Source organism: Glaciecola sp. MF2-115 (genome assembly GCF_047250385.1).
Classification (GTDB): Bacteria; Pseudomonadota; Gammaproteobacteria; order Enterobacterales; family Alteromonadaceae; genus Glaciecola.
This window is the reverse complement of sequence record NZ_JBLBVM010000052.1, coordinates 17,633-37,545: the sequence shown is the minus strand read 5'-3', so window position 1 is coordinate 37,545 and position 19,913 is coordinate 17,633. Positions and strand designations below refer to the sequence as shown.

Genomic DNA, 19,913 nt, shown 5'->3' with positions numbered 1-19,913 from the left:
CATGTAAAAAAGGAAAACTCCCATGGCATCATTACATCGTTTCGTTATCGTTGTTTCGGCAGTGACTGTTGTGGGAGTGATACAAGCCTTTGTACCTTCGTTTCCCATGACGGTATTGGATGAAAACAGTGGCTCCTCAAACTTGTTTTTCAAAAACACAGTATCCGCAGCAAGGACTGGAGGTAGCAATAATACTGCAGGCACTGATATCACTAATGTTGGACTGAATGTGATTGGAACTCAAAATTCTACTCACATTCAACAACAAATAAATATTGAAAATGCGCTTATTGAGGGCAAGCATATTGCTCCGTTAAATCCATACAAGGATGCACAGACGGGGCAATTATATTATCAAGTTATAAACGACAGTTTAGATCGTTCGAGCAGCAACAACTCGAGTACAGAAGCTGGTGTACCTAATTTCACATTAGCTGACACAATTGAGACCGACGTCGATATATCCGTCACCGGTATGATTGCGAGGACTTCACTAGTACAAACATTCACTAACAACAGTAATCATTGGGTCGATGGTTTATATGTGTTCCCTTTACCGGAGAATGCAGCCGTTGATCATTTACTTATTGAAATAGATGATAGGAAAATAGAAGGACAGATAAAAGAAAAATTGGCTGCAAAAAAGCTCTTTAATGAAGCTAAAAAAGCAGGTAAGAAAGCGAGCTTAGTTGAACAAAGACGGCCCAATTTGTTTAGTAACAGTATTGCCAATATTGGCCCTGGCGAAACTATCAAAATTACGATCGAATACCAGCAAATCCTTCGCTATACAAATGGGGCTTACTCATTGCGATTTCCATTGGGCGTAACACCAAGATACGCGCCTAGGAATGCAAACACTGAACAGATAGAAACAGCACGATTATCTATTGACCGTTCAATGATGCAACAGAAGTTTTCCGACAATATCGATATAAGAGTGAGCTTAAACGCAGGTGTTCAATTGCAAAATATTGACAGCGAGCATCATCCTATTGAAGTTTCGCTTGAGCAAAATGATCGCTATATCGTGAATTTGCAACAGCAAACCATTGCCATGCAAGATTATGTGCTTAGCTGGCAACCAGAGTTAGGCAGCAGTCCCAGCTCTGCGCACTTTACACAATTCGTGAATGGCAATGAATACGGCATGATTGTGCTTTATCCCCCACTTCCAGATGAACAGCTTGTTTTGGATCGTGAAGTTATCTTCGTGCTAGACACTTCAGGCTCAATGTCGGGTGACGCAATTATTCAAGCCAAACAAGCGCTTGCCCATGCCATTGATGGATTAAGTACAAGAGACAAGTTCAACATCATCGAGTTTAATAGCAATGCCGAACTCCTTTGGCGAAAAGCAAGATATGCGGATACTGAAAACAAGGTTGAAGCATTTGATTTTATCTCGGGATTGACAGCAAATGGTGGAACAGAGATGCATCAAGCGTTGTCTATGGCTTTGCTGAGTGAGGCCGATCCCGAGCTTTTTAAACAAATACTGTTTATTACTGACGGAAGTGTGAGTAATGAATCCGAGTTAATGAGCTTGATAACTGAAAATTTGAATCAAGCTCGGCTTTTTACGATTGGCATAGGTTCAGCCCCAAATAGCTACTTTATGACTGAAGCGGCAAAAAGTGGCAAAGGAAGCTTCACCTTTATTGGGAACACTGCTCACCTAACTCAAAAAATGGACGACTTACTCGATAAAATCAGTGCACCGGCCTTGACTGATATTAAATTGAACTTAAAAGGGATCCAGCGTTATCAAGATTTTGAAATGTATCCCAATGTCATCGGTGACTTGTATCAAAGCGAGCCTCTTGTAATTAGCTACAAGCAATCATTAAGTAGTCACGATTTAAGTAAACAATTATCGGAATCTGCACAGACCTTAAATCAGAAAGCGGAACCGATATTAGTGGGCACTTACAATCACTCACCATGGCAATTCACACCAAGTATCGAATTGAATAGTGTAGGTACGTCAATTGACAATGCACACAAAGCAAAAGGCATCAATGTACTCTGGGCGAGAGAAAAAATAGCTCAACTTACCAGAGATAAGCGAAGCGTCGTCTCGGATAAGCCTAAACAAATTTATGAAAGTCAGGAACTTAACTCAGATAGCCCTATTTTACCTGAATCAGAAGAGCAACGAATTATCAGAGTAATAACCGAAACAGCACTTGAGCATCACATCGTTAGCCAATATACCAGCTTGATTGCCGTTGACGTATTACCAACCAAACCGACCTCTCTGCTAGATGACCTTAATACAGATAAGGAACTCATGAGAGAGAGAATAGCCACCAGCAAGCTAAAAAGACACGCTCAACAGGGCTTCACGTTGCCTCAAACCGCAACAAGCGCGCAGTTGAACTTGATATTAGGCTTTGTTTTTCTAATGCTGAGCTTATTGATATACCGATTTCCCACACAGTTACGACTAAGAAAATGATGCTAATTTTCAAGAGTCTTATCAACAAGCAAGGCCGAATTAACAAATGCCAGATCAATCTTAAAAACATTATTAGCTTATCGCTGTTTGCTATTGCCATCCTCTTTATATTTGATGGCTTTTATATACAAGCAAAAGCGAAATATGCTCAATATTTAATTGCAAAATCATGGAGTCATTACATGCACACAGGAGAACATAAAAAGCCATGGCCTTGGGCTGATACTCACCCAATAGCGAAACTGGATATGTACCAAACGAGTCAGTACATTCTAGCTGGGGCAAGTGGGCGTAACCTTGCCTTTGGTCCTGCGCACTTAATGCAAACTGCAGCCTTGGGAAAACCCGGAAATGCGGTAGTCGCCGGTCATAGAGACACTCATTTTGAAGTGCTAAAGAAAGCAAAGCTGGGTGATCTTATTTACTTAACGAGTCGAAATGAATACGCAACAACTGAGCCTTTGAAGCAAGTCTATCGCGTTAGCAGTATTGAAATTGTCGACCAACATAACCTTGATGTGCTAGATAGCGACATAATGAGCACGAGCGTTACGCTCATTACTTGCTACCCCTTTGACAGTGTTAGCCCAAACCCAAGTTTAAGATATGTCGTGAAAGCTGATAAAATTTAGGTAATAAAAGACGATCTTAATCACGTGGTTTAACTCCCCCCCCTCCAAAGGCTCTTCTTTAATATCATGCGTCCCAGACAATGGTATTAGGTACTTTGCTTAGGTATATAAAAATGACTGTTACTTTAACGTCAGATAGCCTATATTATGCCCCTAACAAGGAGAGTTGCTATATGAAACAACCATCATCAAAGAGTTATCCTGTCGCCGTATGCATTTCTGCAATATTTGGTGTTATGGGGATCCACCACTTCTATTTAGGTCGGTACATCGAGGGATTGATTGACTTGAGCCTATTCATAGCTACGATATACTTTTACGTAAACGGTCATTTATTTTGGGCGATTGGGTTCGGTATAGTTGATGGAATACACACTTTTATAATAACAATAATGCTACTTACCGGATCATTTAAAGATGGTGAAGGGAACTATGTCTGTTACCCCGGACAAAGATTAGCATAATCAAGGAGATATACATGTCAGAAGTTACAGCACCAGTACCAACACCAATTAGTGAAAAAGGATTCGTTCCTACTTTATTGCTATGTTTCTTTCTAGGCGCATTGGGCGTTCATAGATTCTACGTAGGTAAAATCGGTACTGGCATTCTAATGCTTCTTACTTTGGGTGGCCTAGGTATTTGGAGTCTGATTGACTTCATCATGATTGCTGTTGGCAGCTTTAAAGATGCTCAAGGCAACGTGATCAAATCTCAGTAATCTCGGTTATGAGACAAAAAAAGCAATCTTTATAGATTGCTTTTTTTACGTCTAAAATTCAAAAGTCCTTTTTATATTCCGCTATTTTTTCTTACCTAATACTTTGTTTTCACCAATGGATTGTAAAGCTTCAACAATATGCGCCGGGTAGGCTTGAACTTCGCCGCTAGACCAATTATTGCTTTCAGCTTGCTTAGTCAAATCAGCAATTCTTTCGTTTAAGTCAGGATGACTCGAAAACCAGTTTGATTCGTTCTGAGTAGTATGGCTGTCTTGATGATCGTTTTGCATATCATCATTGTCTTGAAGTGCGCTAAACAAACTATCGAAACCTGCTACATGTCCGTAGTGAGCATTCAATGCTTCTATTCCCATACTGTCGGCTTTGCGCTCTTGCTCTCTACTAAAATAAGACAAACCTAACTCACTACCTAAACCACTCACATTTAAGCTTGAATAGTCGCCGGTGAGGTAGCTGTATAGCATTTGAATAGTTAAGCCTCGAGCCATTCCAACAATAGGATCCCGGTTTTTGATATGTGCAAGCTCATGCCCTATGATCATCGCTAAGCTGTTTTCGTCGTCCAAGGTTTCCATCAAACCTCGACAAACAAATACGTGACCACCCAGAGTTGCAAATGCATTTACTGCGTCGGTGTCTAAATAGTGCACTTCAACTTCCATATCTGCCGGAAGATTCATCTTACTCGCTATATCTGCCGTTAACTTATCTAAATATGCTTCGATGTCATCGCGCTCTACGCTAGATTCATCATCACCAAAGTAACGAGTAATTTCTTCATAGGGTCGAACAAACTTCTTTTCAGCAGAAAAAGGTAAATTTATTAAGATTCGATCGGCGAAAAAAATGAACAAGGCAGCCAAAACAAACAAGCTTGTAAATGAAATGGTAAGCCATTTGACCATTTGTTTGTGATGGTTCTCATGGGATGCCGGCGGTTGGTAGTAAACGGGCTGAGGCGCTTGCTCGCTTGATGGCTCAACGTCCTGTTTTGATATATCTTCTTGTGACATTTATTACTCCTTGTCAGCTTGCGAAAGAACTCGCAAAAGTGCATTTACTATATTGAATACAACTACTTTAGCCTGGACATTATAATACCTCACAATTCAATGGAAGAACTAGTTTCTTTATGCTTCTGGATATATAACTGCGTTGCAAAGCGACATGCTGTGCAAAGTTTAGTGGAAGAGCAGTTGGCAAAAGATAGACTTACTGGTTTAGCAGAAAGTTTTAGCTTTTATTTCTCTCATGTTGATATGCTTCGAGGTCCTATTCGAATATAAAAAAGGACGCTATTTAAGCGTCCTTTTACTATTCTAATTAACTTTGTCGTGAGTCATACGACTATTTAGAATCTATACGAAGCCTGCGCATATACAAAGCGACCTTGACCGTTATGAGTCGTGTTAACGTACCCATAGAAGTCATGGTGGCTAAACGGTGGTTCCTCGTTAAACAAGTTGGTAATACCAACCGTCAAGGTAGTATTATCAATGCCGCGATAGTTGGCTACTAAATCTACCGTTGTCATTGAGTCAACGGTTTTGTCGCCAAAACCAGAATCCGCATCGCCGTCAAACTCACCTATATAGTTCAGTGCTAATGTTGCAGTCAGGTCGTCTTGTGCCCAGTCAACTGAGGTAGTATGACGTACTTTCGGTTGCTCAAATTCACCTTCACTCAAGCTTAAGGTACCCAAACGAAACTCTTCAAATTTCATTACGTAATTCATTACAAAACCAAATCTGAATTCTCCCATTTCTGAATTTAGCTTATAGCCTGCGTCAAAGTCGATACCCGAAGTTTTCAAATCACCAATATTTCTAAATGAATCTAAAATACGGACTACTTCGCCTGGATCATTAGGGATACCTGTTGGTATACGGATGACCACATCTGGATCTAAACCTTGGCTAGAAAATACAAACTGAGTATTAGAGTCGATAATATTTTCAATATCATAGCTGTAGTAATCAATTGAGAAATCAAGAGCGTCTGTGACTTCATAAATCACACCAATATTAAAGCTAGATGATTCTTCTGGACCAAGATCCGGGTTACCAGCAAACACTGCTGTGTATTCTTGTGGAGGGCAAGACAGGTTAACGGCAGCACATCGAACTGTATCCACTAAGTTTGGAGACTCATCTGTGCGACCCAAACCAAGCTGATGCAAAGAAGGTGCTCTGAATGCTGTTCCATATGAGCCACGAACAGATAAATTATCCAATGGCGCCCATAAGAAAGAGATTTTAGGATCGGTTGTTGTGCCAAAATCACTGTAGTTTTCACTACGAACAGCAAACTGTACTTCCAATTCATCTAACACAGGAATTGATAATTCTGCAGAAATGGACTTACTGTCACGTTTACCATTTGCTTGAGTTGCTTCTGTGCCAAATACTTCACCACGTAAGAATTGATCATCTGGGTTATCAGAAATCGATTCTTCACGATACTCTGCTTTAATTGCAACCATTAAGTCACCAGCATCCATTTCCATTAATGGACCAGAGAAAGTGACGTCAAAACTTTTATTAGTTGATTTACCCACACGTGTTGTTGTGGTTTCAATAAAGTCTAACGCTTCTTGAGAGTTTGCTGATGGTTCAAACGGATTCCAACTTTCATTGTCGATTGCTTCTTGCACTCGACGTGAATTAGGGAAACCATCTACACCACGCTCAACTGATTTGCTTTTTATGTAGCTGTAAGCCGCTTCCCAGTTCCAAGTAGCTAGTTCACCAGACATTCCCAAAATGGTTCGGAAGTAGTCAGTATCAACGCGCTTTTCTCGGTTACCGATGTCCACGGTGCGACGACGCATGGTTAAGTCTTCACCGAAGAATGGATGTGACGGATCATCAGCGAATGGGTGGTTAGCGTTGTCACCGCTCATAAAGAGCTCATCGAAACTTGGGCTACCAGCACCACGAACGATGGATTTCGAGTTTTGACCATTGAAATCAATGAATGCTCTAAGGGAATCATTAATTTCGTAACGACCTAAGTAATTATAACTAAAACGCTCTGCATCCGGAATCATCGTCATAAACGGTGCATAATCATAGCGACAAATAGCTGCGCCACGATCGATGTCTTCAGGAGCACATCGGTCGGCACCGAATTCATCAATAATACGATTAGTTGGATCAGCCTTAAGAGCTATTGTTCCGGGGATACCCGCCGAACTTCTGAAATCTACCGCATCGGGATCGTTTGGTCTGCGAGCTGCCTGGTTTGCTGTTCTTGAGTAATGACGATCAGCATACAACACTTCTTCGCGATCGAAGTAATCTAAGATGAAAGTATGTTTAAACTTGTCATCACTAGCGCCCCAAATAATATTGAAGTTCTGCTCTTCACCGCCGCCATCAGCCGTTGTACCCACTTTTCCTGATACTTCAGCGCCATCGAAATCATCTTTCAAAACAACGTTGATAACACCGGCGATCGCGTCAGAACCATAGGTAGCCGATGCGCCATCTTTTAGTATATCAACACGTTTGATTGCAGAGATTGGAATGTTGTTTATGTCAACGAAGGCTGTATCAATCCCTTTTGCAAAAGGAGAAACCGATACACGGCGTCCGTTGATGAGTATTAGTGTAGAGTCTGCGCCTAATCCACGCAAAGAAACACTAGAGCCACCATTTGCGGTGTCATCACTGCTGTTCCCTTGAGTGGAAAATGTGCCTTGACCAGAAATCGGCAATTTTGTGAACAAGCTAATCAAATCCGTGACACCGGTATTCGCTATTTCTTCAGCGCCAATACTCGTTACTGGAGAAGGTCCGGCCATGTCAGTTCGTTTAATTAACGAACCTGTGACTACTATGCGCTCAACGTTTTCTTCATTGTCTTGAACCAAAGCCTGCGCATTACTAATGCCTAATGCCAAACTGACTGCTGTAGACGTTAAAGCTAACTTTAACCCTAAATTTTTCATAAAATTTTCCCTTTTTTTAGTTTTGGTGATGCCAACACCTTATATAGAGGCAAGCTACTGTAATAAAAGCTTTTTAATTACAGACAAGAATATTTATAGCACATATTAAGAACAATTCCTGTTTAATTTATAAACAGTTTAAGTGGTCGGAACAGCCATTTTGATGAGCTATTTCGTTTATTTGCAATAGATACACGTGGAATACAAAAAGTACGAACTTAGTGTCCTAAATATTGCAACAAAAAGGATAATTTTAGTGTGTTGAATCTAAGATGTTGATTTTACGTTTTAGGTTTGGCTTTGAATTTAAAATTTGAAATTGAGGATTTGAATTTAGATCTAGGATTTAGATTTAGGATTTAGGATTCTGGATTCTGGATTCTGGATTCTGGATTCCGGATTCTGGATTCTGGATTCTGGATTCTGGATTCTGGATTCTGGATTCTGGATTCTGGATTCTGAGAATTTTCGGGGTTTAGCTCGTTCAAGCCAAACCCCGATAGTTTGTAGTTTTATTTCTCTTCTTTACTCTCTTTAGAGCCCTCTAAGTCTTTAATTTCTACAGAACCTTGGTTTCCTTCGAAATTACGTTTCATCAGCATGAGTGTTTCGAGTTCTGAATCGGTAAAGCGTATATCCATTTTTGCTTTTGTTTGAATATCATCAGCCAAATAGCTTTGAACTTGTACCGATTTTCCTTCTTCATTTACTTGGGTTGACATAACTGAGTCTAACAAAGCTGCTGCATTAGTATTATAACCGGCCCCGAATCGTCTTTGATGCCCAAACATATCTGCAAATGACCAATCTGTAATATCAAAATCGATCTTTTTCTTTGCTGACTTCATCGAAGCTAACGCCGCTTCGACTTCCCCAACAGCTAAGTCCTCTAAATGCAGTCGTAGCTTCTCTTTATCTTTACCAAAAAGCATCATGTTGTGCTCGTATAGTTCTGATACTAGAACTTTGCCTCTGCTCCCAACTTCCGTGCCTCGATTAGAATTAACAAAGCGTTGAGCATTCTCTTCTAACGCACGCCAAACCTTATCACCCTCGTAGGCTTTTTCGCGTATGTTTGGGCCACCAATATTACCTTGGAACAAGCCGTACATAATGTTCGCTTTTCCTGGATATTTTTTATAGAGGATATTGTATTGAATGTCATTCAAACTTAGAGGGATTCCGGCAACGGTAACAACCTTTTCGGCAAGAATTGAGTCGTCGTCTCCATAATCCAATATATTCTTTAAGCTTGTTTTTGGATAAACGGTACTAAGTTGTTCAAGTAAAGCAAAGTTATATAGGTTTAGCCAATAAGCTAATTGTTCATCACGGTTTAATAGTTCTAGTGGCACTTGATCTGGGAATGCCTCTAAGCTATCTACAAGGCCTTTAAGGATAGCGACGACAGCTGGTTTTTCTAAGTTTTTAAAATAGAAACGGTTGCCTTCAAGTGCAGTCTTACGTTTCACCCTAACTTTAAATTTAGTCCCTAAGTTACTATCCGATTCAGGTGCTTTCTTTCTTGTTGAAGGGCCTGAATCAAAAGTGTGTGGTTTAAGAAAGGCATTCAGGTCGTCGTAGCCAATAGACAGTTTAGAAGTTGGATCGTCGCCTCTAAATGGTTCAGGAATATCTTTATCTGCTGCATTCACACAGCTGGCGCTGAGCATGAAAATGACAGTTAAAACAATTGACGTAACTCTCATAAATATTTTGTCCTTAAAACTAGCTTCACTCGATTACAAATATACAACTCATTAAAACTTCTTTTAACAATTAAAGGATATACAGGTTTTATTATTGAAGCAAGAAGGCTTAATTTTTAGTACCATTCTGAGCGTTGACAATTACTTAAGATTAGAGATATGCCAAATTTTATTATCGAATATAGTGCACCACTTACAGAACAAATCAGCGACGACGAACTGATGGACCAGGTATTTACGGGCGCCAAGAATTGCGGGCACTTTCCGCCGGAGGCAATTAAGATTAGAACTGAAATGCGTCAGAAGTATCGGTTACATGGTCAACAGCAAGACTTTTTGCATGTATCCGCTCATATATTGAGTGGCAGAACTGATGAACAAAAATCTGAGATATCCAATGCGGTGCTGATGGAGTTAAAAAAGCTTTCATTGAGCAATGTTTTTGTTTCAGTTGAGATAGTTGATATTCACCGCCCAAGTTTTGTGGATCATAGTTTTAACTAGTGGGCGGCGAAGTCTACTTTAGGCTTTTTCGATAGCTTGTAGGGCCATTAACAAAGATTGAGCGGGTTGATAACCTTTCACCAATGAACCATCTGGCATGATAATATTGGGTGTACTATTCACACCAGTTGCTTTACCAAAGTTGTATTGATCGGCAACAGAATTCTCACACGATTTACTGGGTACTTTGCTTCCTCCTTTTGCAATGGTCATTGCGCTTTGTGGATCTTCTGCACACCAGATAGAAACTGTATCGCTATAGACTTGACTGTTAATTCCTTGTCTTGGGAAAGCTAAATATCGCACTGTTATGCCTAGGTCATTCAAAATATCCATTTCGTTATGTAACTTACGACAATAACCACAGGTCGTATCGGTGAATACGTTGACAACGTACTTTTCTTTTTTCGCTTTAAATTCGATGGCTGAAGCTTTGAACTGCTCTACTCCCTCCAAGCGGAATTTCTTCAATGAATTGCCTGTTTCATCGACGATTTGATCACCTACATGATAAATCCGTCCATTTACCAAATACTCGCCATTTTCGCTGGCATAAAAAATACCGGATGAAGTATTTATTTGCAGTAAACCGGGAATGCTCGAGTCGGCCACTGACATGATTTTGAAACCAAGCTTCTCTTGAAAACGTTGTATTAATTCAGCATGCTCCGGATTGGTATTTGCAGCCGTAGAAAACATAGAAAACGAAAGTAAGGTTGCAGCAACAATAAAGCGAATTGTTAAAGTAAACCTCTTGATATTATTCATATAAAAATCCAAAAATTGCGTTAAATCGAAAAACAAGTGCACAGAAAAACAAGTGCACATAAGTAAGCGCTAAAATATTGTTGACGGTAATCTCAATAGATAAAGACCGGCAATCAATGAGTAATTGTTCATACATTAGCTAATAAAATTTAGGTAATACAGTTTAGCTAATAAAACTTAGTTTAAAAGATGCGTAAAGTTACTATGGTGTATTTACTAAAGCAAACGAGCACCGCTCTCTGCCTTACCAACTTGTTAAAGTTATCCTCTAGGATGATGGTTTTTCACCAAAGATTGAAGTCTCTCTGTTGCAACATGAGTATAAATTTGAGTGGTTGATAAGTCACTGTGACCCAATAACATCTGCACGACTCGCAAATCTGCGCCATGGTTGAGCAAATGCGTCGCGAAAGCATGTCTTAAAGTATGTGGCGACAAATGTGCTTTGATACCCGCTTGTTTCGCGTGCAGTTTGATACGATGCCAAAAAGTCTGTCTTGTCATTGTCGTCCCGCGCTTACTTGGAAATACGGTATTACTTGGCTTATTTAGAAGCTCTGGTCGCCACTCTTTTATGTAGGCCGCTAAACAATCTATCGCCACTTCTCCTAAGGGGACCAACCTTTCTTTATTTCCTTTCCCCATCACTCTTATGACACCTTGTAACAAGCTAACTTCATTCATTTGTAAGTTTACTAGCTCTGAAACACGTATGCCTGTTGCATACAAGACTTCTAGCATCGCTTTATCTCTGGCGTTAATAGGGTCATTGTCTCCTGGCGAAGCCAATAGGTCATCAACCTGCTTTTCCGTTAAGGTACTTGGCAAGTAACTGGGCAACTTAGGGTTACTTAGTCCCTGTGTTGGATTATCTTCACGCCATTTTTTAGCAATTGCATATTTAAAAAAGGCTCGAGTTGAACTGAGGAACCTTGATGTGGAACGTTGCGATAGTTTCTGTTCGAAGCGCACTGTGAGATAAGCTTGAATGTCTTCCTTCTGGACACAGACCAATTCCTTTGAGCTCGATTCGTTGCTTTGTAAAAAGAGTGAGAACTTCGTCAAGTCTGTTCTGTAGGCGGCAGATGTATTCTCACTGAGACCTTTTTCAATCCACAACATACTAATAAAATCATTGATCGCAATTTCATTTTCAGCAGATAAAATTACTTTGCTCTCTTTTTTACTTGCAGCCTGTCGGCTCATCTAAAAACCCTTTTGCTTGCGAACCAATTCGTATGCAGATTGAATATCCTGAGCCTTTTGTTTTGATAGCTCGAGCGCTTGTGCAGGTAAGCCTTTTGAAGCCATTTTATCAGGATGATGCAAGGACATTTGCCGACGATAAGCCTTTTTAATAATTGCAGGCGCATCACTTTCCTTAATGCCCAAAATTTTGTAGGCATCTTCGAGCTCTGCTTTTACAGAGTAAGCTTGAGCACCGCTATATTGCTGATGCCGTTGTTTTCTTTGCTGTGATTGACCTTTGTCCCCGCGTTGATAATTAGCGTTTGCACGTCCACTGCGAAAACGCTGCTCTGCCTCAAATGTGATAATTAGAAAGTCTAACTCAACACGCCTAAAACCGAGTGCCTTGGCTACTTTCTCTAGCACTGTGTATTGTGCAGAGCTAAGTTTTTTATGAGTACAAGAAGCCTGTATTAAAATTTCTAAATAGATTTGCAAAACATCTCGTCGAGCATGACACTGTTCCTTAAATTGCTGCAACATTTCAACAATGGCAAAGTCTCGCTGTTTACCATCTCTAAATGCTTGCTGCGCCTCAAGTCTCACATCACCGCTTAAAGACATTTCATCCATCAGAGCCGACGCTATTTGAATATCTTCTTCTGTAACTTTTCCGTCGGATTTTGCAATGTGTCCAAGTGCGGAAAACAAACTATGAAAGAAAACCGCTTGTTGTTTAATATCGTCGGTTGTAGTAAAAAATCGTGCAAAACCCCCATTATCGGAAAAGTCTTTGCTATACGTTTTATCGAATATGTGACCAACTACTAGCCCTAATACAGCCCCGGCAATTCGGCCAAACATGAAACCGAGAAGCACGCCGACCACTTTCCCCCAAATTTGCATCTTTATGTTGCCCTCTGGCATATAAGTTGGAATTATGAATTCCAATTTTGATTGGACTGAAACTTATCGCGTTTAAATGTTCGTAAAAGTGCACTTTACGCGTAAACTTGCTCTTATTTTCAGCATTTTATAAATAATTACGTATTTATTACGAATTATCCAACAATATAGTTGGTTATTCTGTCTCAAAGCATTAAAATTTGAGGTCATTTGAACATTCTACAAAATTTATGTTCCAATTTCTGAGTGTTAAGACGCTCAAGCGTCGCCATACTCAAAAAAGTGTTTGGTGAAACAAGCAAATACTAGTTAAAAAGGTTACTTAAAAAATCACTTGATGATCAAATTGATTTCTACCATTACGCTGAGTGTCAGTGCATTTTTTGTGAGTGCGCAAACTGTCGACTTGTGCGTACCAGAAAACTTCGATTTTGATCCTACGTTGCTCGCTCCCGACAAACAAATCAAAGTAAGCTCTGATGCAGCCCAGATGATTCAGAATCGTTCTGCACTTTTTAACGGCAATGTGAGTATTACCAGCCCAACTTCAATGATCAATGCAGACGTTGCTCAAATAGACAATAATGGAAAGCAAGTTATTGCGAGTGGTGATGTACTATACCGAGATAGTGCCTTAGAAGTAGAAAGCCAAGGTGTTGAGCTAAACAGTGACCTGAAATTGCTGCAAATGCAAGACACTGAATATCAATTTAAAGAGACATCAGGAAGAGGTTCAGCTAATTTGCTCTCGCTTTCTGGTGAACAAGGTTTGCGCTTAGAACATGTCACATTTACAACCTGCCCCAAGGGTGGTGAAGATTGGAAAATGGCTGCCAGCGAAATTATCATTGGTAAAGACAGTCCGTTTGGTGAGGCGTATAACACAAAGTTTTATTTAGGCGGCGTACCTGTATTTTGGCTTCCCTATTTTGCCTTCCCAGTTACCGCAGAACGTCAAAGCGGATTATTATTTCCAAATATCGGAAGTTCTAGCAGCACTGGTGCCGAATACGAGCAGCCTGTTTATTGGAATATAGCACCTAATTACGATGCCACCGTTGCGCCTCGCTTTATGACCAACCGCGGTGTACAGTTAAAAACTGAGTTTCGCTATTTGTTTCAACAGAACCAAGGTGAATTGCAATTAGAATATTTACCTGAAGATACTGATACGACAAGTAACGATGAACGATATTTTTATCGCTACCTGCATCAAGGAAAGATCAGCAAAAATTGGAATCTGAATGTAGACTTCAGTGGTATCAGTGACGATAACTACATCGTTGACCTCGGCTCTGACTATTACAATCGAGCAGATACTCATTTGTATCGTCAAGCCGGGCTGAGTTACTACTCATCAAATTTAGATTTTTCAATACAGTTTCGAGACTTTGATGTAGTCGGTGACCATCCCGATGTGTATCGCGCTTTGCCAGAAATGAAGTTGAATTATGATACGGATTTAGGCGAATATCTTGAATTCAACTTAGCAAGTGAAGCCGCTTACTTCGAAAACAAACTCGATTCAAAACCTAACGCATTTCGAGTACATATTGAACCAAGCTTATCCATCCCTTACCAACGCGCTTGGGGTGAGCTATTAGCTGAAGTGAGCGTATTGCAGACCTATTACGAACAAGAATTGTCGCCTGTCACGCCAGTTGCTCAACTAGAAGAAAATGTCAGTAGAACAATTGGGCAAGGAAGATTGTATGGCTCACTAATTTTTGAAAATGAAGATTTAGTGTTGGATAATCAATTCATGCTGACTATTGAACCTAAAGCACAGTATCTTTATACCAGTTTTGAAGAGCAGGATAATATAGGCCTCTACGATACAACCCCGCTACTAACAACATTCAACAATTTGTTTAGGGGCCAAGAATTTACAGGTTTAGATCGAATAAACGATAACAATCAATTCACACTAGGTGCGACAGCAAGACTAGTAGACCAACAGAATAGAGAGAAACTCGTACTCAGTATTGGTCAAATTTTTTATTTAGAAGACAGCAAATTGATCAGCAGCGTACGCGAGAACAATCGCTCAGCTTTAGCCGCAGAATTTGATTGGCAAGTGAACCAACGCTGGTTTTTGCACTCTGATATTCAAGTTGCTACTCAAACACAAAAAGTAGAACGTAGCAGTTTTGCAACTGAGTACCGTATTGACGATGATAAACTCATTCAAATGAACCATCGTTTCATTCGCGATCTTTCAGGCGAAAAAATCAATCAGTTTGGCGTGTCTGCTAGTTGGCCGATCAACGAAAGCTGGCATTGGGTTGGTCGTTGGTATCGCGACGCTGAACTTTCAAGAACCACCGAAAGTTTTGCAGGTATTCAATATGAGAGCTGTTGCTGGGCTGTACGAGTGACTTATCAGCGCAATTTAAGCAACCGTTTCGATGATGGTGGTTTGCGAACTACTGATGAATTTGATTCAGGTATTGCCTTACAATTTGTTATCAAAGGTATAGGCAGCCGCAAGAGTAATTCCGATATGTTAGAACAAGGGATGTTTGGTTATCGCCAGCCCTATGTTTTAAATTAATTAGATTTAGACCTTATATAATTAGAGAAAATATGAAATACAGATTTTTAAAAGCAAGCTTACTGAGTATTACCCTAGGTTTCAGCATGCTGGCCAATGCCGCGGTGCAAAGTCTCGACAAAGTTTCTGTCATTGTAGACCAAGGCGTAATCCTTGAAAGTGAAATAACAGAGTTGGTTGATGGTGTAAAACAAGGCGCTATCGCGCAAGGCCAAGCTCTGCCTTCTGATAGAGCATTACGCACCCAAGCAATTGAGCGCTTAATATTGAAGAATTTGCAAATGCAAATGGCTGAAAGAATGGGGATTCAAATTAGCGATCCTCAACTTGAGCAAACGATTGAAAATATTGCTCAAAGAGACAATATAACGATTGATGAGCTACGCAAGAGAGTGCAAGCTGATGGACTCACTTACGAAGTCTATCGTGAGAAAGTCCGTGAAGAATTGATTACAGGTGAAGTGACACGCGCTAATGTTAGACGTCGCGTTTACATCACTCCTCAAGAAATTGATACCTTAGTAACGCTTATCAATCAACAAGGTGCTGAACAAGAAGAATATCGTTTAGGTCATATCCTTATTGCTTTGCCTTCTGGCGCAACAGAAGAGCAAATTTCCAAATCTCGTGATACAGCAGATAAAGTGGTCGAATTGTTAAATACTGGTTCTGATTTCACTAAAATCGCGATTGCATCATCTTCAGGCCCGAAAGCACTTGAAGGTGGCGACATGGGTTGGATGAACGTAAACTCAATGCCAACGCTATTCGCTGAAGCTGTTCAAGGCAAGAAAAAAGATACCCTAATTGGTCCATTGCGCAGTGGCGCTGGTTTTCATGTTTTGAAAATTTTAGATACACGTGGTGTTGAGATAGTAGAAGTTGAAGAAGTGAATGCGCGTCACATATTAGTCAAACCTTCTATTATCTTAAGCGATCAAAAAGCGGAACAAATGTTAGTAGATTTCAGAACTAAATTGATTGAAGGTGAAGAAGATTTCGCCACATTGGCTAAGCTGCATTCTGAAGATCCGGGTTCAGCATTGAAAGGCGGTGTATTGGGTTGGAATGACCCAAGTGTTTATGTACCAGAGTTTAAAGAAGCTTTAAGCAAATTGAAGAAAGATGAATACAGCCAACCTATTAGAACCGTGCATGGCTGGCATTTAATTCAATTAATCGAACGTCGTATCGATGACGCTACTGAGAAGCGCAAAGAAGATCGAGCTTACCAATTATTGTTCAACCGTAAATTCAATGAAGAAACTGACAACTGGTTACGCGAAATGCGTGATGGTGCATATATAGAACTACTTGATAAGAAAGACAAGTAATGTCAAAAACATTGAAAATCGCGGTTACACCCGGTGAGCCAGCAGGAATCGGCCCAGACCTAATCATTAAGTTATCTCAGCAAGCATGGGATGCTCAATTAGTGGTTTACGCCGACGCAGATATGTTACAAGAGCGAGCAAAGCTCTTAGGCGTTTCACTTGACATTATTCCTTATGAAGATGGCAGTAACTATATACAGCAGCCTGGGCAATTTATCGTAAAGCATATACCCGTAAACGTTCCTGTGGTAGCCGGCGAGTTAAACAGTGAAAATGGCCATTATGTTGTAGAGACCTTGCGCCAAGCATGTGCTGAGAATATAAATGGTACGTTTGACGCGGTCGTTACAGGCCCTGTACACAAAGGTATTATTAACAAAGCTGGGATTTCTTTCAGTGGTCATACTGAATTCTTTGCGAATGAATCAAACTGTAGTGATGTTGTCATGATGTTAGCGACAGATGGTTTACGAGTTTGCTTAGCAACCACGCATATTCCACTACAGTATGTGTCCAGAGCTATTACACCAGAGCGTCTCGACAAAGTTATTCGTATTATCCATACCGACATGAAACTCAAGTTTGGTATCGAGTCTCCTAAAATATTTGTGTGCGGCTTAAACCCACATGCTGGTGAAGATGGACACTTAGGTAAAGAGGAAATCTTGGTGATTACGCCTAAGTTGAATGAATTACGCGAGCAAGGCATTGACTTGGTTGGTCCGCTTCCAGCAGATACCATTTTTCAACCAAAGTATTTAGAGCAAGCAGATACTGTTCTGGCCATGTATCATGACCAGGGCTTACCCGTCCTAAAATATAAAGGCTTTGGTGCATCGGTTAACATCACGCTTGGCTTGCCGTTCATCAGAACATCAGTTGACCATGGCACAGCCGCTGATTTAGCAGGTACCGGCGATATTGATTGTGGTAGCTTTAGTAAAGCAATCAACAAAGCGATTAAATTAGCTAGGAAAAAAGTATGAGCCAAAAACACTTAGGCCACACTGCAAGAAAACGCTTTGGGCAAAACTTCCTTCATGATCAATATGTCATCGATCAAATCGTTTCTGCGATAAACCCGAAAACGGGTGAAAACTTAGTGGAGATTGGCCCTGGCTTAGGTGCTTTAACTGAACCTGTAGCTGATGAACTAGAGCATTTAACGGTTGTTGAACTTGATAGAGATTTAGCTAAAAGATTACGCGAACACCCATTTCTAAACAAGAAACTGACCATAATCGAAGCAGATGCCCTGAAGTTCGATTTTGCCTCTTTGGTAAAAGAAGACAGCGAACTAAGAATTTTTGGTAATCTACCCTACAATATTTCGACTCCATTGATGTTTCACCTATTTTCATTCACGAATAAAGTGAAGGACATGCACTTCATGTTACAAAATGAAGTAGTGAAGCGACTGTGCGCCACTCATGGCGATAAATTGTATGGCCGCTTATCAGTGATGGCGCAGTATTATTGCCAAGCTACCCCTGTCGTTGCCGTACCACCGAGTGCTTTCAAACCGGCACCAAAAGTAGATTCAGCAGTTGTTAGGTTAATACCTCACACAACGCCACCTGCACAAGTTGATAGTATCGATAGACTGCAACAGGTCGTCACAACTGCATTTAACCAGCGCAGAAAAACAATTCGCAATAGTTTAAAAGACTTAATGAACCAAGATGAAATCGAAGCGTTGGGGATTAAAGCTGATTTAAGAGCCGAAGCCCTATCCTTGCAAGATTTCGCACTGCTGGCCAATTTCGTTGAAAGCAAAAGAATCGAAACTGAAAACCAAGCTAAAGAAGCAAAGTAACGAAATGAAAACATCACTAGGTATTAGCACGCAAACTAAATTTATTGGCCGACAAGAGGCAGGAATTAATAGCGCTGACAAACATCCAGTTTATGTATTTAGCTATACAATAAAAATTAACAATAATCTCTCTCAATCCGCTCAGTTAAAAAGCAGATACTGGTTGATCACAAATGGTGATGGCGAGACGGTCGAAGTAGAGGGTGAAGGTGTGGTTGGCGAGCAGCCGATCATTCAACCGAACGAAAGCTTCGAATATACCAGTGCTTCGATGCTAAAAACCGAAGTTGGTACCATGGAAGGCTATTACGAATTTGAGCTAGAAGATGGCCAAGTGCACCGTGAACCTATTCCTGTTTTTAGCCTATCTAAACCCAATAGTCTGCATTAATTGTCCTAATGAGAAACTATGTTGTTGGCGATATCCAAGGTTGCTACAAAGGCTTACGAAAGCTTTTAGTAAGTGCAGGGTTCAATCCCAACAAAGATAAACTTTGGGCCGTAGGTGATTTAGTCGCTCGTGGTCCACAATCATTGGAAACCCTAAAATTTCTTAAGGACCTAGGTCCTGAGCATTTCGATACTGTTTTAGGTAACCACGATCTGCACCTAATCGCGATGGCACATGGCATTAGCACACCGAAGCCCGTTGATAAATTAGACTCATTGATGAAGGACAAGTCTTTTGATGACCTCATCGAATGGCTTTGTACTAAAAAATTAGCGCTAAAACCAGCTAAAAAACATTTCATATCTCACGCCGGTTTGTACCCCATGTGGTCCACGAAGAAAGCACTGAAACTTGCCGACGAGGTAAGTGACGCCTTGATGGGACCTGAACGAACTAAGTTTCTCAAGAATATGTATGGAAATAGTCCAAACGTATGGAGTAAGAATCTAAAAGGTCCTGAACGCCTGAGGTTTGTCGTAAACGCCTTTACACGAATGCGCTTTTTGAATGCCAATGCATTAGAATTTAAAACCAAATGTCATCCCGACGCAGCGCCAGCAGAATTGACTCCTTGGTACTTATGCCCCAACCCTAAATTGAAAAAAAATAAAGTACTGTTGTTTGGTCATTGGGCTTCGTTAATGGGCGAGACGCACGATGAAAAGATTATCGCTCTTGACACCGGCTTCGTATGGGGAAAGACAATGTCGCTCTATTGTATTGAGTCAAAAAGTTTTTTTTCACAGCCTGCATAAAGAAAAAAGTTAGATTACCGATACCTTCATATACACATAGTTATAAAACTGCGTACGTGAGTTTTTGTCAAAATCAACTACTCTTAACACAGAGTTCAATTTAGTCGTAATTATTGCCAACAATTTTGGTAATTAGGGGT

General features: G+C 40.4%; 17 protein-coding genes. 11 read left to right on the top strand and 6 right to left on the bottom strand.

Annotation, left to right across the window (positions count from 1 at the left end):
* The first annotated feature begins 22 nt into the window (after positions 1-22).
* The 4 genes from ACKLNX_RS10340 (at position 23) to ACKLNX_RS10325 (ending at position 3,814) form a co-directional block, all read left to right on the top strand.
* Positions 23-2,461: a marine proteobacterial sortase target protein gene (locus ACKLNX_RS10340; RefSeq protein ID WP_412972304.1), complete on the top strand. Its 2,439-nt coding sequence runs from the start codon at positions 23-25 to the stop codon at positions 2,459-2,461.
* Complete coding sequence (locus ACKLNX_RS10335) at positions 2,458-3,093, top strand: class GN sortase (protein ID WP_412972303.1); 636 nt, start codon at positions 2,458-2,460, stop codon at positions 3,091-3,093. Before ACKLNX_RS10340 ends, ACKLNX_RS10335 begins: the two co-directional genes overlap by 4 nt.
* Before the next feature lie 80 nt (positions 3,094-3,173).
* A complete protein-coding gene (locus tag ACKLNX_RS10330) occupies positions 3,174-3,557 on the top strand; it encodes an NINE protein (protein ID WP_412972302.1) in 384 nt (127 codons plus the stop codon).
* Positions 3,558-3,571: 14 nt separating this feature from the next.
* Positions 3,572-3,814, top strand: coding sequence for an NINE protein (locus ACKLNX_RS10325; RefSeq protein WP_412972301.1), 243 nt, complete (start codon positions 3,572-3,574; stop codon positions 3,812-3,814).
* An 81-nt stretch (positions 3,815-3,895) separates the two neighbouring features.
* Here ACKLNX_RS10325 and ACKLNX_RS10320 read toward each other — a convergent pair whose 3' ends face one another.
* The 3 genes from ACKLNX_RS10320 to ACKLNX_RS10310 form a co-directional block, all read right to left on the bottom strand.
* The gene (locus tag ACKLNX_RS10320; protein WP_412972300.1) at positions 3,896-4,849 is read right to left on the bottom strand and encodes a M48 family metallopeptidase; all 954 of its coding nucleotides are present in this window, start codon (positions 4,847-4,849) and stop codon (positions 3,896-3,898) included.
* Positions 4,850-5,187: 338 nt separating this feature from the next.
* On the bottom strand, positions 5,188-7,788 hold the full coding sequence (locus ACKLNX_RS10315) for a TonB-dependent receptor (RefSeq protein ID WP_412972299.1): 2,601 nt from the start codon (positions 7,786-7,788) through the stop codon (positions 5,188-5,190).
* Between the two features lie 512 nt (positions 7,789-8,300).
* The gene (locus ACKLNX_RS10310; protein ID WP_412972298.1) at positions 8,301-9,497 is read right to left on the bottom strand and encodes a DUF547 domain-containing protein; all 1,197 of its coding nucleotides are present in this window, start codon (positions 9,495-9,497) and stop codon (positions 8,301-8,303) included.
* A gap of 159 nt (positions 9,498-9,656) precedes the next feature.
* Here ACKLNX_RS10310 and ACKLNX_RS10305 point away from each other — a divergent pair, with 159 nt between their 5' ends.
* Positions 9,657-10,001: a 5-carboxymethyl-2-hydroxymuconate Delta-isomerase gene (locus ACKLNX_RS10305; RefSeq protein ID WP_412972297.1), complete on the top strand. Its 345-nt coding sequence runs from the start codon at positions 9,657-9,659 to the stop codon at positions 9,999-10,001.
* 18 nt (positions 10,002-10,019) lie between these two features.
* On the opposite strand, the gene ACKLNX_RS10300 is transcribed toward ACKLNX_RS10305, so the two are convergent.
* The 3 genes from ACKLNX_RS10300 to djlA all read right to left on the bottom strand — a co-directional run bounded on the left by ACKLNX_RS10300 (position 10,020) and on the right by djlA (position 12,863).
* Positions 10,020-10,769 carry a thioredoxin fold domain-containing protein gene (locus tag ACKLNX_RS10300; RefSeq protein WP_412972296.1) on the bottom strand — a complete coding sequence of 250 codons (750 nt, stop codon included), beginning with the start codon at positions 10,767-10,769 and terminating at the stop codon, positions 10,020-10,022.
* Between the two features lie 261 nt (positions 10,770-11,030).
* Positions 11,031-11,975 (bottom strand): site-specific tyrosine recombinase XerD, encoded by a 945-nt coding sequence (gene xerD, locus ACKLNX_RS10295; RefSeq protein ID WP_412972295.1) that lies wholly within the window; start codon positions 11,973-11,975, stop codon positions 11,031-11,033.
* Positions 11,976-12,863 carry a co-chaperone DjlA gene (gene djlA / locus ACKLNX_RS10290; protein WP_412972294.1) on the bottom strand — a complete coding sequence of 296 codons (888 nt, stop codon included), beginning with the start codon at positions 12,861-12,863 and terminating at the stop codon, positions 11,976-11,978.
* A gap of 337 nt (positions 12,864-13,200) precedes the next feature.
* On the opposite strand from djlA, the gene ACKLNX_RS10285 reads away from it, so the two are divergent.
* Genes ACKLNX_RS10285 through ACKLNX_RS10260 form a run of 6 tightly spaced genes read left to right on the top strand, consistent with a single transcriptional unit; the run spans position 13,201 to position 19,773 of the window.
* Positions 13,201-15,417 carry an LPS-assembly protein LptD gene (locus tag ACKLNX_RS10285; RefSeq protein ID WP_412972293.1) on the top strand — a complete coding sequence of 739 codons (2,217 nt, stop codon included), beginning with the start codon at positions 13,201-13,203 and terminating at the stop codon, positions 15,415-15,417.
* Between the two features lie 20 nt (positions 15,418-15,437).
* A complete protein-coding gene (surA, locus tag ACKLNX_RS10280) occupies positions 15,438-16,751 on the top strand; it encodes a peptidylprolyl isomerase SurA (protein WP_411695251.1) in 1,314 nt (437 codons plus the stop codon).
* Positions 16,751-17,737 carry a 4-hydroxythreonine-4-phosphate dehydrogenase PdxA gene (pdxA, locus tag ACKLNX_RS10275; RefSeq protein WP_412972292.1) on the top strand — a complete coding sequence of 329 codons (987 nt, stop codon included), beginning with the start codon at positions 16,751-16,753 and terminating at the stop codon, positions 17,735-17,737. The genes surA and pdxA overlap by 1 nt, the downstream gene beginning before the upstream one ends.
* Positions 17,734-18,567, top strand: a complete 834-nt coding sequence (gene rsmA, locus ACKLNX_RS10270; RefSeq protein WP_412972291.1) for a 16S rRNA (adenine(1518)-N(6)/adenine(1519)-N(6))-dimethyltransferase RsmA — start codon at positions 17,734-17,736, stop codon at positions 18,565-18,567. The genes pdxA and rsmA overlap by 4 nt, the downstream gene beginning before the upstream one ends.
* Positions 18,568-18,571: 4 nt before the next feature.
* Positions 18,572-18,958, top strand: a complete 387-nt coding sequence (apaG, locus tag ACKLNX_RS10265) for a Co2+/Mg2+ efflux protein ApaG (protein WP_411695236.1) — start codon at positions 18,572-18,574, stop codon at positions 18,956-18,958.
* Positions 18,959-18,966: 8 nt separating this feature from the next.
* Positions 18,967-19,773, top strand: coding sequence for a symmetrical bis(5'-nucleosyl)-tetraphosphatase (locus ACKLNX_RS10260; protein WP_412972290.1), 807 nt, complete (start codon positions 18,967-18,969; stop codon positions 19,771-19,773).
* The last annotated feature ends 140 nt before the right edge of the window (positions 19,774-19,913 follow it).

Coding starts and splice junctions, on each gene's coding strand:
- ACKLNX_RS10340 (WP_412972304.1), top strand. CDS start 23: ATGGCATCATTACATCGTTTCGTTATCGTTGTTTCGGCAGTGACTGTT.
- ACKLNX_RS10315 (WP_412972299.1), bottom strand. CDS start 7,788: ATGAAAAATTTAGGGTTAAAGTTAGCTTTAACGTCTACAGCAGTCAGT.
- ACKLNX_RS10260 (WP_412972290.1), top strand. CDS start 18,967: ATGAGAAACTATGTTGTTGGCGATATCCAAGGTTGCTACAAAGGCTTA.
- ACKLNX_RS10310 (WP_412972298.1), bottom strand. CDS start 9,497: ATGAGAGTTACGTCAATTGTTTTAACTGTCATTTTCATGCTCAGCGCC.
- ACKLNX_RS10300 (WP_412972296.1), bottom strand. CDS start 10,769: ATGAATAATATCAAGAGGTTTACTTTAACAATTCGCTTTATTGTTGCT.
- ACKLNX_RS10305 (WP_412972297.1), top strand. CDS start 9,657: ATGCCAAATTTTATTATCGAATATAGTGCACCACTTACAGAACAAATC.
- apaG (WP_411695236.1), top strand. CDS start 18,572: ATGAAAACATCACTAGGTATTAGCACGCAAACTAAATTTATTGGCCGA.
- ACKLNX_RS10320 (WP_412972300.1), bottom strand. CDS start 4,849: ATGTCACAAGAAGATATATCAAAACAGGACGTTGAGCCATCAAGCGAG.
- pdxA (WP_412972292.1), top strand. CDS start 16,751: ATGTCAAAAACATTGAAAATCGCGGTTACACCCGGTGAGCCAGCAGGA.
- ACKLNX_RS10330 (WP_412972302.1), top strand. CDS start 3,174: ATGGTATTAGGTACTTTGCTTAGGTATATAAAAATGACTGTTACTTTA.
- djlA (WP_412972294.1), bottom strand. CDS start 12,863: ATGCAAATTTGGGGGAAAGTGGTCGGCGTGCTTCTCGGTTTCATGTTT.
- ACKLNX_RS10325 (WP_412972301.1), top strand. CDS start 3,572: ATGTCAGAAGTTACAGCACCAGTACCAACACCAATTAGTGAAAAAGGA.
- ACKLNX_RS10335 (WP_412972303.1), top strand. CDS start 2,458: ATGATGCTAATTTTCAAGAGTCTTATCAACAAGCAAGGCCGAATTAAC.
- rsmA (WP_412972291.1), top strand. CDS start 17,734: ATGAGCCAAAAACACTTAGGCCACACTGCAAGAAAACGCTTTGGGCAA.
- xerD (WP_412972295.1), bottom strand. CDS start 11,975: ATGAGCCGACAGGCTGCAAGTAAAAAAGAGAGCAAAGTAATTTTATCT.
- ACKLNX_RS10285 (WP_412972293.1), top strand. CDS start 13,201: ATGATCAAATTGATTTCTACCATTACGCTGAGTGTCAGTGCATTTTTT.